This window comes from Actinoallomurus soli, from assembly GCF_024055715.1.
GTDB lineage: Bacteria > Actinomycetota > Actinomycetes > Streptosporangiales > Streptosporangiaceae > Actinoallomurus > Actinoallomurus soli.
In genome coordinates this window covers 94213-106551 of the sequence record NZ_JAMXMV010000010.1, presented here as the reverse complement: position 1 = coordinate 106551, position 12339 = coordinate 94213, and the positions used below count along the sequence as shown (strand labels likewise).

The following is a 12339-nucleotide window of genomic DNA, read 5'->3' as shown; positions in this document are numbered from 1 at the left end:
TCAGTCGTTCACCATGGGACGCACCTCTACGGGCAGCGTCGTGATCCGGGTGATCTCATCCGCCCACTTCAGCGCGGCGTCCAGATCGGCCGCCCGGATGATCGTGAAGCCGCCGATGTGCTCCTTGCCCTCGGTGTACGGCCCGTCGGTCGTGAGCGTCTCGCCGTCACGAAGCCGTACGACCGTGGCCGTGTCGGCGGGATACAGCCTTCCCGTGAAGACCCAGGCGTCGGCGGCCTTGAGCTTCTCGTTCCAGGCCTCGACCTCCTGCATGATCTTCTCGAGCTCGGCGGCGGGCGGCGCGCCCCCGTCGGGCTGGTACACGGTGAGGATGTATTGCTTCATCGGAGGTCCTCTCCTCGGTACCCGGCGTTCTGCCGTGTCTCACTCCCTACACGAATCGCCCTGGTCCTGTTCGACAGACGGCGGCGGAAATCTCACCGTTCTCAGTTCGCTCTCATCGGAATCTCACGTGACGCGCCTAGCGTCCTCCACGCGGGGGCCGACTGATCGTCATAGCCGTTGTCAACTCAGGTGGGCGAGCGTATGAGCGACCAAGAACAGCAGAAGCAGTCCCCAAACCCCGGCGGCGTGAACCGCCGCGCGGCACTCACCGCCCTCGGCGGTGCGGGTCTCGGCGCCGCCGGGGTCGTCGCGCTGGGCCGCGCGGCGGCCGGCGCCTCCACCACCCGTACGCCCGGCGGCCCGAGCCCGGCGTGCGTGCTGGCGCCGGAGATGATCGAAGGCCCCTACTACCTCGACTACGAGCTCTTCCGCCGTGACATCACCGAGCGCAAGGACGGCGTCCCCCTCATCCTGCGCGCCACCGTCGTCGATGCGTCCACCTGCGCGCCCGTCCCGAGGGCCGCGCTGGACGTCTGGCACTGCGACGCGCTCGGCGAGTACTCCGGCTACACGGCGATGGGCGTGGGCGGCGCGAACGGCGGCGGTCCGGGCGGGCCACCGCCGACCGGCACGCCGACCGCCCCTCCGCCAGGCTCGCCGCCTCCGGGCGGCGGAGGAGGACACGCGGAGCCGACCGACAAGCTCACCTTCCTCCGGGGCGTGCAGCTCACCGACCGGCACGGCGTCGCGGAGTTCCGCACGCTCTATCCCGGCTGGTACATCGGCCGGGCGATCCACATCCACGCCAAGGTCCACCTCGACGGGAAGGTCGTCGGCCGCAGGTACACCGGCGGCCACGTGGCCCACACCGGCCAGTTCTTCTTCGACGAGAACGTCACCGAGCGGATCGCCGAACTCCGGCCGTACGCCGTCAACACCACGCGACGGACGACCCTGGAGGAGGACGGCATCTACCGGAGCGGCGGATCCGCAGGTCTCCTGACCCTCCGCCCGCTGCGCAACGGACCGGTCGCACACGGCCTGCTCGCCACCATCGTCATCGGCGTCAACCCCGACGCCACCCCGTGAACTCCCGGGCGACCCGCCTCACCAGGTGCCCCCGGCGGGTCGCCCGGTCGGCCGGTCAGTCCGTGACCGGGTAGGGGCTCCTCATCACGCCGAAGTAGCCCTCGGGCGCCCCTTCCAGGTGCGCCGGCGCTTCGTCCATGAAGGCGCGCAGCAGCGGGGTCGCGTTGTGCCGGTCGAGGTCCTCCTGCGTACGCCAGACCTCGTACAGGAAGAACCGGCCGTCCTCCTGCTCGTGAAGGTGGTACTGAAGGCTGCCCTCGTGTCCTCGGGACGGCTCGACGAGGGCCAGCAGCAACCGCCGGAGTTCGTCGGCGTGCCCGGGCTTGGGGGTCAGGAATCCGTAGAGCGAAACGGGGGCTTGCGCCGTCGATGTCGTCGTCATGAGCCCAACGTTAGAATCTCAGATCGATGTGAGGTTCAAGCCGTTCTGTTATGAGGTGCGTCACATGAAGATCGGGGAGCTGTCCCGCGAGACGGATGTGGCCATCCACCTTCTCCGCTACTACGAGGCGCAGGGTCTGCTCACCTCTCATCGCAGCGCGGGCGGTCACCGCCAGTACGGTTCCGAGGCCCCCGCCACCGTCGCCCGCATCCGCACTCTTCTGGCCGCCGGGCTCCCCACCAGGGTCATCCGCGAGCTCATGCCGTGTTTCGTCGGTGACGGCACCGAACTCCAGGCGTGCGTTCTCGACCACCTCCGAACCCAACTGGCCGAGCTGGACTCCCGCATCGCCGACCTGACCCATGCCCGCACCGCGCTCGGCGACCTCCTCGAAGCCTCCACCCGCGCACTCGCCCGCGCCTGAACCGGCTCTTCAAGCAGCGCGACGCAGTGGGCAGCGTGATCCGGTGACCGAGCGGCGATACCGATACGTCGGTCCCGTCGACCTCCTCTCGGCGGTCAAGCCGGGCGAGGAGAGGCACGCGATCGGTTCTCCCGGCGACCTCATCTCCTGGCTCACCGGCCGAGACGACGCCGAACTCGCTGAGCCCTTCACCTATGTCGTCGACCTGACCGGCACGCTGCGGCTGGCACCCCGGCGAAGCGAGCACGTGGCGTGCGCGGGCGGAGCGCCCGTCCTGGGCGCCGGCGAGCTCACCTTCCGCCACGAGTGGGGCCGCTGGATCGTGTACGAGATCAGCAACCAGTCGACCGGCTACTGCCCGGACGTCACGACCTGGCCCGCGGTCCGTGACGCTCTCGACCGCGCCGGCCTCGAGCACCCGGGCCACTTCACCCATCCGGTCATCTTCCGCCGCTGCCCGGCCTGCGACGAGCGGAACGTCGTCCGAGACGACGACTACCACTGCGTCTTCTGCGACACGGAGCTCCCCGCCGCCTGGAACGTCGACCCGCGCGCCTGACCTGCGGACCCCACGGAAGGCGACGAGCCCGCCGCAGGAAAGGCCGCAATCGCTCGAACGGCACACTCGGAAGGCTCGTTCGGGTTCCCCACCAGACCGCCCGCGTTCCCGCGAACCTTTGCTCTGCTCACGCCGGGTAGGCAGTGAACCGCTTCAGGTGTACATCCGAGGTGAGCAGAGCAAAGGCGGAGGGAAGGCGGGGCGGTAGGGGTGGGCCGTGAAGGGGCGGGTTCGACCGGTCGGCCGCCGTTCATCACGAAAGTGGAGCCAGAACCGGGTTCTCGCCTCGGTAGATGGCGAGAGAAGAGCAGTCTCCTGGCGGGCGACGGTCACCCGTCAAGCGATGGTCGGCGGTCGAGCCGCCTCCGCTGGCCGCCTCCCGCGCCGACCCGAGCGAAACCCTCGGTGAAGCATCGCAGAGATATGACGCACCAGGGCAAAGTGCGGCTGGGGGAGCGCTTCGCCGAGCATTTCGTACGCCGCCGAAACCGGCGGCGTACGACCCGGCAATCTCGGCGACAACGTGACCATCGGACGTGAGTGCGCAGTGATCACTGGCGGATGCTGCCGATAGCACGCAGTATTCGCAAGGGATCACATCGCGGGCTCGCCGCTGTAGCGACTCGTACTCCACAGGGCGGCCACCTGTACGCAGGTCCCGCCCTGGTTTCCGCTGTAGCTGCTTGTCCGCCAGGTGGTATTCGATTGTGATGTGTTCACGTCGTCGACAATAGCCTTCGAATCAGCGCCTGAGAATCCGTTGCAGGTGGCGCCAGGCTGCGTAGCTCGTCGAATGCAGCGGTGTAAGTATCCAGATCCTGGTCCTCTTCGCGGTAGGAGATGGTACTCAACGAGTCGACGGTTACGACCCGCAACGCGCCAGCACCGCTGATCTTCATAAGCGTGAATGCGCCGGTCACGCCCCAGTGGGCTCCCGCAGAGAACGGAATCACCTGCAGAGTGACTTGAGGTGATTGGGCGACATCCAACAGCCGCTGGAGTTGGGCGCGCATAACATCGGGGCCGCCTACCTGACGACGCAAAACGGCTTCGTCCAGGATCACGCGGATGGAGGGCGGCGTGGTGCGGGTCAGGACATCCTGACGTTTCATTCGTATCGCCACCAAGCGGCTGACCTGGTGTGGATCGTGTGCGAACGGGCCGGTCTCGATCAGAGCTCGGGCGTACTCCTCCGTCTGGAGTAGGCCGGGGATCAGCATCAGCTCAAAAAAGTCGATCGCTGATGCGTCGGCTTCGAGGCCGATGAAGTCCATCATCTCGGGGGAGAGGTCGGTGGCGTAGCGCTGCCACCAGCCCTTCTTGCGGCCGTTGCGGCACCAGTCGAACAGGCGGTCCCGTACGGCGGGGTCGGCGACGCCGTACTTGCCGAGGATGTACTCCAGGTCCCGTACCGGGACGTGGTGCAGGCCCTTCTCGATGCGGCTCAGCGAGGAGGGCGAGCGCATCAGGACGCGAGCCGCCTCGTCTAAGGTGAGGCCGGCCGCTTCGCGGTGGTCGCGAAGGGCCATGCCCAGCCTGCGCAGCCGGATCGTCGGCGTGATGGTGGCCATGGCGGCATCTTCGCCGGTCAGCGGCCCTGCCGCCACGGGAACCGGCTATGTGCAAATCGGCTCCTCGCCGTCATCCCCATTCAACGAAGCGTATTGAACGCGTTACTCACTGCGACGATGCTTGCGGCGTTATCAGGCGAGAGGAGTCGTCATGGGGGCGATGATCGTGCTGGGGACGCTGACGCTTCCGGGCAGCGAGCGGTGCGTCGCGCACGCCCGCCGCTTCGTCCGGGACCTGGTGGGGGAGGACCATCCGGCCGCCGACGACGCCGAGTTGTGCGCGGGCGAGCTGGTGACGAACGCGGTCGTGCATACGAGGTCGGGCGAGCGCGGCCACGTTACGATCGTGGTCGCGCGGGACGGAGACGTGCTGGAGATCCGCGTCGCGGACGACGGCGCGAGCGGAGACCTGCCCCATATGCGGGACGAGGCGTTCGCGGAGAGCGGCCGGGGCATCGTCATCGTGGCCGCGCTCGCCACCGACTGGGGCGTCCAGGCCGAACGCGACGGCACCACGACCTGGTTCCGCCTGCGCGGCTGAGGCCCGGCCGGTCACGCTCTTCGCCGCGGCGAAGCCCACCGGCGGCCTCATCCCTGAGCTCAGTGCGTCCCCCGTTCCCGTACCGAGGAGGTCTCGGATGTCCGTGCAGTCGCAGAACCGGTTCGTCGTGGTCACCGGAGGGCCCGGGGCCGGGAAGACGACGCTCATCGAGCATCTGCGCCGTGAGCGCTTCGCGTGTGCGCCGGAAGGGGGCCGCGCCATCATCCAGGACCAGGCGGCCATCGGGGGTCGGGCGTTGCCGTGGCGCGATCCCGGGCTCTTCGCCGAGTTGATGCTCGGGTGGGACCTGCGCTCGTACCGGCACGCGACGGAGTACGGGGCGACCGCGAACGCGCCGGTCTTCTTCGACCGCGGTGTCGTCGACGTCATCGGTTATCTGCGGCTGATGCGGCTGCCCGTACCACCGCACCTACACGCGGCCGCCCAGCGGTTCCGGTACGGCCGGCGGGTGTTCGTCGCCCCGCACTGGCCGGAGATCTACCGGCGGGACGACGACCGTCGTCAGTCCCCGGAGGAGGCGGAGCGGACCTTCCACGCCTGCGTCGCGGCGTACACCGACTACGGGTACGAGCCGGTCCTCCTCCCGCGCGCCGGGGTCGTGGAACGCGCGCGGTTCGTTCTCGACGCCATCGGCTGCGGCGCGCAGAAGGCTCGGTGAACGGCGCTCCGACTCGGCCGTTCGAGCGGCTTCGCCAGGGCTTCGGTAGGGGTGGACGGTGCCGGGCGGGGCGGGGCTTGGGAGCGGGCGGGGGCTTTGGGAGACTGCGGGCATGGCTGCTTCGCTGAACAAGGTCGGGGTCGTGGGGCTCGGGACGATGGGGGCCGGGATCGCCGAGGTGCTGGCCCGGAGCGGGCTGGCGGTCGTCGGGGTCGAGGTGGGCGACGAGGCGCTGCAGCGCGGTCGCGGTCACCTGGAGAGGTCCACCGGCCGGGCGGTCAAGCGCGGCAGGCTCTCCGCCGAGGAGCAGCAGGCGATCCTGGACCGGATCGAGCTGTCCACGTCGTTCGGCGCGCTCGGCGACTGCGACCTCGTCATCGAGGCCGTCCCGGAGCGGCTCGGGCTCAAGCGGCGCGTGTTCGAGCAGCTGGACGAGGTCTGCCGGGCCGACGCCGTCCTCGCCACCAACACCTCCTCCCTTTCGGTCACCGAGATCGCCGTCAGCACGAGCCGGCCGGAGCAGGTCGTCGGAGTGCACTTCTTCAACCCCGCGCCGGTGATGAGGCTCGTCGAGATCATTCACACGGTGCTGACCCGGCCGGAGGCCCTGGCCGTCGTTCAGGGGCTGGTCGAGCGGCTCGGCAAGGTCGGGGTGACGGTCGGCGACCGGGCCGGATTCATCGCGAACCGCCTGCTGTTCGGGTACCTCAACCAGGCGGCGGCGATGTACGACTCCGGGCACGCGAGCCGTGAGGACATCGACGCGGCGATGAAGGCGACCGGCCTGCCGATGGGGCCGCTGACGCTGATGGACCTCATCGGGCTGGACGTCTCGCTGGAGGTCTGCGAGGCGATCTACCGGGAGACGCGGGACCGGCGGCACGCGCCCGCGCCGATCCTGCGGCAGATGGTGACCGCCGGTCTGCTGGGCCGCAAGACCGGCCGCGGCTTCTACTCCTACGACGCACCCGCCGCAGCCGCCGAGGCCGCCGTGGCCTCCGAGGCGGCCCGGAACGCCGGGGCGCCGCTGCGGGTCGGGGTCGTCGGCTCGGGGCCGCTGGCCGTCGCGCTCATCGGCGGATGCCTGCGGGCCGGGGCCGACGTCCGGTTCGTCGCGGGGGACGCGGAGAAGGCCGACGCCGTCCGTACGGCGCTGGAGCAGCCCGTCGAGGGCGGTACGGAGCTGGCGCTGCTCGCCGACTGCGACCTCATCATCGAGGCGGTGGCCGAGGACACGTCGGTGAAGCGGTCGCTGTTCGCCGCGGTCGACGACGTCGCCAAGCCCGGCGCCGTTCTCGCCACGACGACGACCACGGCGCCGGTCATCGAGGTGGCCGCCGCGACCGACCGGCCGCAGGACGTCATCGGGCTGCACCTGCCCGACCCCGCGGGTGAGCTCGCCGAGATCGCCGCGACGGTGGTGACCGCACCGGAGGTCGCGCGCCGGGCCGCCGAGTACCTCACGGCGCTCGGGAGGCGTCCGGTGCGCTGCCGCGACCGGGCCGGGTACATCGTCGACGCGCTGCGCGTCCCGTACCTCAACGACGCCGTCCGGATGCTGGAGGCGGGCTACGCCGACGCGGACTCCATCGACGCCGCGATGCGCTACGGCTGCGGGTACCCGATCGGGCCGATCGCCGACCTCGACCGGCTCGGCCTCGGTCACGCGGTGGAGGCGCTGCGCGCCCTCTACACCGAGTCCCGCGAGCCGGCGTACGCGCCCGCGCCGCTGCTGGAGGAGCTGTTCACCGCGGGCCGTACCTTCCGCTGAGGGCCGGTTCGTCCGCCTGCGATGCGGTCCCTTTACCCTGAACGCCATGAGTCCGCGCAGAAACCGCCGTGACCGCGACACCGTCCGGGAGACCGGGGCGGGCGCGTTCGGCGGTCCGCAGCGGATCGAAGAGGGGGCCGACGGCGACTGGATCGTACGGCCGGTGGCGGGCGGGACCAAGGCGTACCGCTGCCCGGGCTGCGACCAGGAGATCATGCCCGGCGTGGGGCACCTCGTGGCCTGGCCCGCCGAGGGCGGTGGACTCGACGACCGGCGGCACTGGCACCGGCCGTGCTGGAACCACAGGCTGAACCGGCTGCCGAACATCCAGCGGTCCCGCCGGGGCCCGCGTTACTGAAGGGATCGAGATGGGGGAGATCCGGGCGAGCACGGTGCTGCCCGCGCGTCGTACGGACATCGAGCTGCGGACCGCCGACGGGCTCACCCTCGTCGGCGAACTCGCCCTGCCCGAGGACCGGCCGCCCGTCGCCACCCTCATCTGCCTGCACCCGCTGCCGACGCACGGCGGCATGATGGACAGCCACGTGCTGCGCAAGGCGTCGTACCGCCTGCCGGCCCTCGCCGGGCTCGCCGTGCTGCGGTTCAACACGCGCGGGACGACCAGCGAGCGGGGGACGAGCGAGGGGGAGTTCGGCGGCGGCGACGCCGAGCGGTACGACGTGGCGGCGGCGCTGGAATGGGCGGAGTACCACGACCTGCCGCGCGCGTGGCTGCTCGGCTGGTCGTTCGGCACCGAACTGGCCCTCAAGTGGGGGCGCGATCCGCTCGTGGAGGGCGCGATCCTGCTCTCCCCGCCGCTGCACCGGGCGACCGACGCCGACCTCGACGCGTGGGCGGAGTTCGGCCGGCCGCTGGTCGCGCTCGTTCCCGAACGCGACGACTACCTGCAGCCGCCGGAGGCCCGCGAACGCTTCAAGCGGGTGCCGCAGGCGGAGGTCGTCGGCGTCGACGACGCCAAGCACCTGTGGGTCGGCGAGCCGTACGTCCGGATCGTGCTGGGCGAGATCGTCCGCCGCGTCGCGCCGGACGCGTATCCGCTGCCCACCGACGTCGAGTAGAAGAATCCTTCGCAGCGGTATAAGGGTTCGCGACGGTCGTTCACGTTCCCTAAACCTCAGCGACCGAACACGGCCACTCCCTCGGCGGAATCACCCGGAGCGGTGAGGATGAGCTGGGTCCGGGCGTTCGCCGGGGCTGAGCCGAATTCTTCGCTGATGAGGTGATAGCCGTGCAGCTGTACAGCCGTGACGTCGGAGACGGGACACCGCTGGTGCTGCTGCACGCGTTCCCGCTCTCCTCGGCCATGTGGCTCGCGCAGCGGGAGTCGCTGTCCGCGCGGTTCCGGGTGCTCACCCCGGACCTGCGCGGCTTTGGAGGATCCCCGCTCGGCACCGCCGAGCCGTCGGTCGACGTGATGGCGGACGACGTCGCGGCGCTGCTCGACGCGAAGGGGATCGACCGGGCCGTCGTGGGCGGCCTGTCGATGGGCGGCTACGTCACCCTGGCGTTCTGCCGCCGGCACGCCGACCGCGTCCTCGGCGTGGTGCTCGCCGATACGAAGGCCACGGCCGACACCGAGGCGGCGGCGGCCGGGCGGCTGCGCATGGCCGAGCGGCTGGAGGCGGACAAGACCGTCGACGTCCTCCTGGAGGAGTTACTGCCCCGCCTGGTCGGGCCGACGACGATGCGGCAACGGGCGCTGATCTACGGGCGGGTGCGCGGCCTGGTGCAGTCGGCGCCTCCGGCGGCCGCCGCGTGGGCGCAGCGGGCGATGGCGGCTCGCCCGGACGCGCTCGACCTGCTCCGCGAGCTGCCGGTCCCGGCGCTCGTCGTCCACGGGGTGGAGGACGAGATCACGACGGAGGCGGACGCGCGGGCGATGGTCGACGCCCTGCCGAACGCCGAGCTCACCCTGGTGCCCCGATCCGGTCACCTCACCGCGGTCGAACAGCCGCAACTGTTCAACGAGACGGTCGCGGAGTTCGCGGCGGCGCTCGGCCGGACGACCCGCTGACCACCGGCCGACGGCCGTACGACCCGCCGGTCGCTCGGCGCCGGCGGCCCGCTCAGAGGCCCTCCTGGCGGGGCATGACGACCTCGCGGAGGATCAGCGCGAGCGCGGCCGCCGTGGGAATGGCCAGGAGTGCGCCGATCACGCCGAGGAGCGCGCCGCCGAGCAGGGCCGCGATGATCGTGACGGCCGGCTGGACGTCGACGGACTTCTTCATCACGCGCGGCTGAACCAGGTAGTTCTCGATCTGCTGGTAGATCAGGAAGAAGATCGCGGTGGCGATGCCGGTCCAGAAGCCGGAGAAGAACGCGATCGCCGTGACGAGGACGGCCCCGATCGTCGCTCCGATCAGCGGGATCAGGTCGGTGATGGCCACGAGCATGGCGAGCGCGATCGCGTACGGCACGTTGACGATCAGCAGGTAGATGTAGGACACGATCCCGGCGATGACCGAGATCAGGACGTTCCCGGCGACGTAGCCGCCGATGCGGGAGAGGATCTCGTCGCCCAGCAGCGCGACGCGGGCGCGCCGGGAGCGGGGCGCCAGGCGGTACATGAATCCGGTGATGTTCGGCAGCGAGCCGAGGAAGTAGAGCGTGAGGATCAGCACGGTGAACGTGCTGAACACGCCGCTGATCACCACTTGGCCGACGCCGAGGATCCCGTTGGCGGCCTGCTTGCCCAGGTCCTTGCTCTGCAGCGCCGTCTGGGCGCGTTCGAGCAGGTGGTAGCGGTGGTCCCAGTCCTGCAGCTTGGAGTTGTGCTGCAACTGCTCGAGATAGCCGTGGCCACTCGTGAGGTTGTTGATGAAGGCGGTGACCTGCTCGGTCATCGGCGGCACGATGGCGAAGCCGAAACCGACGAAGAACCCGACCAGGCAGAGAAAGACGATCAGCACGCCCCAGCGGCGGGACACCCCGACCCGCGTCAGCGCCTCGACCGCCGGGTTGAGGCCCACGGCGAGGAACAGCGCGACGACGATCAGGATGATCACCTGCCGGGCGTCGGTGACCGCCTTGACCAGCATGTACGCGGCGAGCACTCCGAGCGCGCCGTAGAAGCCGAAGACGAACGGATGATTGCGGGTCAGCGGACGGCCGGGACGGCCGAACGGGAACAGCGCGTCGACGCCCGCCTCCCGCTCCCGGGCCTCGATGTCGGTGACCGGGTCGACGGTGGCGACCTCGCCCGTCGACTTCCGGGGGCTCTCCGTAAGGGTTCCGGCCTCACCCGTCGGCTTCCGGGGACTTCCTGCGCGGGCTCCGGCCTCGCCCGTCGTTTCCGTGAGGGTTCCGGCCTCGCCCGTCGGCTGCCGGGCGCTGTCCGCGAGGGCTCCGGCCTCCTCGCGCGGTTCGCCGTCGTGGGGGGTTTCGGCCGGCACGCACGTCTCCTTGAGCTAGATGCTGGAAAGAGCCTAGGGGATCATCTCCCCTAGGCTCTCCGCCATCTCGTGCAGCGGTCCGTGGTGGCGGCCGCCACCACGGACCGGATCGTCGCCTCGTCACCCGGTCGAACCGGTCGGCGCGGCCGCGGCTCAGTGCGGCCGTACGGCGAACGAGGTCACTCCTGCCACCAGTCGTCCTCGTCGTCGCTCTTCTTGGCCTCCGCCGGAGCCGGCCTCGGCGCGGCGGGCGCCGGCTTCGGGGCGGGCTTGGGCTCGGCCGGGGCGATCGCGGGCTTCTCCGGCGGCGCGGAGATGGCCTCCTCGGTCGGGCCGCCCATCGGCGCGGACACGCCGCCGATGAGCTGACGCAGCTGGTTGAGGTGGCTGGTGATGCTGTCGCGCTGGCGCGTGAGCTCGTCCACCTGGCGCTGGGCCGTGGTGCGCATCCGCTCGGCTTCGCTCTTGGTCTCGCTGAGCAGGTGCTCGGCCTGGGACTTGGCCTCGGAGATGATCTGCTCGGCGTTCTTGCGGGCGTTCGCGACGAGCTGCTTGGCGTGGTTGTCGGCCTCGCGGCGCGTCTGCTCGGCCTGCTGGGTCGCCTTGGTGGCGCGCTGCTCGGCCGACGCGGCGCGCTGCTCGGCCTCGGCCACGAGCTTCTGCGTGGCGCTCTGCGCCGCCGCGTGCCGCTCGGCGTCCTGCCGCTCGGCCTCTTCGCGCCGGGCGGCCAGCTGGATCTCGAACTCCGCCTCGGCCTGGGCCCGCTGGGCCTCGCTCTCCTCCAGGATGCGGTTGGCCTGCGCCCGCATCTCGTCGGCCTGGCGCTTGGCGGTGGTGAGGATCTCGTCGCGCTCGCGCTTGGTGGACGCCCGCAGCTGCGCGACCTCGCGCTCGGTCGTGGTCCGGAGCTTGGCGATCTCCCGCTCGGCGCTGGCGCGCTTCTCGGCGACCTCGTGGTCGGCGGTGGCGCGCAGCTTCGCGACCTCGCGCTCGGTGGTGGAGGTCAGCTCGTCGGCGTGCCGGCGGGCCGCCGTGCGCACCTCCTCGGCCTCCCGCTCGGCGGCGTTGCGCATGTCGTCGCCCTCGCGCTTGGCGGTGGCGCGGACATCGGCCGCCTCGCTCTCCGCGGCGGCGCGCAACTCCGCGGCGTCGACCTTGGCCGCGGCCTTGATCTCGTTGGCCTCCGTGCGGGCGGCCTGCACGAGCTCGGTCGCCTGCTCCTCCGCGAGGCGCAGCAGCTGCTCGATGCGCGCGCCGAGGCCGGAATAGGTGGGGCGCTCCTGCTCCTGAAGCTGACGATGTGCGTCGGAGAGCTCCCGTTGCAGCGCCTGGGTCTGCTCGCGGCTTTGGCGGACCTCGGCGTCGAGCTGCTTGATGTGCTCTTCGACCTGGTGCCGGTCGTAGCCGCGCAGCACCACGTCGAACTCACGTGGGGGCGTGCTGTCTTCGAAGAAGTTGCTGAGCTGGGCGTCGATGTCGGACTGCATGAGGCTCAATCCTGCTGTGACGAGACGGCTACAAGTGGTGGAGGTACCAGACGATGGCCGCGCGAGTACTGCGTGTTA

At 70.6% G+C, this 12339-nt stretch carries 15 protein-coding genes; 9 read left to right on the top strand and 6 right to left on the bottom strand.

All coding sequences use genetic code 11. The features are described from left to right. Positions 1-345 carry a YciI family protein gene (locus NDW01_RS24425; protein ID WP_252823870.1) on the bottom strand — a complete coding sequence of 115 codons (345 nt, stop codon included), beginning with the start codon at positions 343-345 and terminating at the stop codon, positions 1-3. 201 nt (positions 346-546) lie between these two features. Between NDW01_RS24425 and NDW01_RS24420 the strand changes: the two genes are divergently transcribed. Continuing rightward, entirely contained in the window at positions 547-1434 is an 888-nt protein-coding gene (locus NDW01_RS24420) for an intradiol ring-cleavage dioxygenase (RefSeq protein ID WP_252823868.1), read from the top strand. 55 nt (positions 1435-1489) lie between these two features. Here the strand turns inward: NDW01_RS24420 and NDW01_RS24415 are convergent, their stop codons facing one another. Continuing rightward, on the bottom strand, positions 1490-1816 hold the full coding sequence (locus NDW01_RS24415; protein WP_252778911.1) for a putative quinol monooxygenase: 327 nt from the start codon (positions 1814-1816) through the stop codon (positions 1490-1492). A gap of 64 nt (positions 1817-1880) precedes the next feature. On the opposite strand from NDW01_RS24415, the gene NDW01_RS24410 reads away from it, so the two are divergent. Both NDW01_RS24410 and NDW01_RS24405 read left to right on the top strand, forming a co-directional pair. Beyond that, on the top strand, positions 1881-2240 hold the full coding sequence (locus NDW01_RS24410; RefSeq protein ID WP_252823866.1) for a MerR family transcriptional regulator: 360 nt from the start codon (positions 1881-1883) through the stop codon (positions 2238-2240). A 43-nt stretch (positions 2241-2283) separates the two neighbouring features. Next, positions 2284-2799 (top strand): hypothetical protein, encoded by a 516-nt coding sequence (locus tag NDW01_RS24405; RefSeq protein WP_252823863.1) that lies wholly within the window; start codon positions 2284-2286, stop codon positions 2797-2799. A 594-nt stretch (positions 2800-3393) separates the two neighbouring features. On the opposite strand, the gene NDW01_RS44430 is transcribed toward NDW01_RS24405, so the two are convergent. Together NDW01_RS44430 and NDW01_RS24400 are read right to left on the bottom strand one after the other, a co-directional pair. After that, a complete protein-coding gene (locus NDW01_RS44430; RefSeq protein ID WP_406567758.1) occupies positions 3394-3519 on the bottom strand; it encodes a DUF397 domain-containing protein in 126 nt (41 codons plus the stop codon). Continuing rightward, on the bottom strand, positions 3516-4370 hold the full coding sequence (locus tag NDW01_RS24400) for a helix-turn-helix domain-containing protein (protein WP_252823860.1): 855 nt from the start codon (positions 4368-4370) through the stop codon (positions 3516-3518). The genes NDW01_RS44430 and NDW01_RS24400 overlap by 4 nt, the downstream gene beginning before the upstream one ends. A gap of 151 nt (positions 4371-4521) precedes the next feature. On the opposite strand from NDW01_RS24400, the gene NDW01_RS24395 reads away from it, so the two are divergent. From NDW01_RS24395 to NDW01_RS24370, 6 genes are all read left to right on the top strand, one after another. Next, the gene (locus tag NDW01_RS24395) at positions 4522-4911 is read left to right on the top strand and encodes an ATP-binding protein (RefSeq protein ID WP_252823858.1); all 390 of its coding nucleotides are present in this window, start codon (positions 4522-4524) and stop codon (positions 4909-4911) included. A 97-nt stretch (positions 4912-5008) separates the two neighbouring features. Then, a complete protein-coding gene (locus tag NDW01_RS24390; protein WP_252823848.1) occupies positions 5009-5590 on the top strand; it encodes an AAA family ATPase in 582 nt (193 codons plus the stop codon). A gap of 112 nt (positions 5591-5702) precedes the next feature. Beyond that, the gene (locus NDW01_RS24385) at positions 5703-7361 is read left to right on the top strand and encodes a 3-hydroxyacyl-CoA dehydrogenase (RefSeq protein ID WP_252823846.1); all 1659 of its coding nucleotides are present in this window, start codon (positions 5703-5705) and stop codon (positions 7359-7361) included. A 46-nt stretch (positions 7362-7407) separates the two neighbouring features. After that, entirely contained in the window at positions 7408-7719 is a 312-nt protein-coding gene (locus NDW01_RS24380; protein ID WP_252823843.1) for an ATP/GTP-binding protein, read from the top strand. Between the two features lie 10 nt (positions 7720-7729). Then, complete coding sequence (locus NDW01_RS24375) at positions 7730-8440, top strand: alpha/beta hydrolase (RefSeq protein ID WP_252823840.1); 711 nt, start codon at positions 7730-7732, stop codon at positions 8438-8440. 170 nt (positions 8441-8610) lie between these two features. Further along, positions 8611-9396: an alpha/beta fold hydrolase gene (locus NDW01_RS24370; protein ID WP_252823838.1), complete on the top strand. Its 786-nt coding sequence runs from the start codon at positions 8611-8613 to the stop codon at positions 9394-9396. Between the two features lie 52 nt (positions 9397-9448). Here NDW01_RS24370 and NDW01_RS24365 read toward each other — a convergent pair whose 3' ends face one another. Together NDW01_RS24365 and NDW01_RS24360 are read right to left on the bottom strand one after the other, a co-directional pair. Continuing rightward, complete coding sequence (locus NDW01_RS24365) at positions 9449-10774, bottom strand: AI-2E family transporter (protein WP_252823836.1); 1326 nt, start codon at positions 10772-10774, stop codon at positions 9449-9451. A gap of 179 nt (positions 10775-10953) precedes the next feature. Continuing rightward, a complete protein-coding gene (locus tag NDW01_RS24360) occupies positions 10954-12261 on the bottom strand; it encodes a DivIVA domain-containing protein (protein ID WP_252778923.1) in 1308 nt (435 codons plus the stop codon). Positions 12262-12339 lie beyond the last annotated feature (78 nt).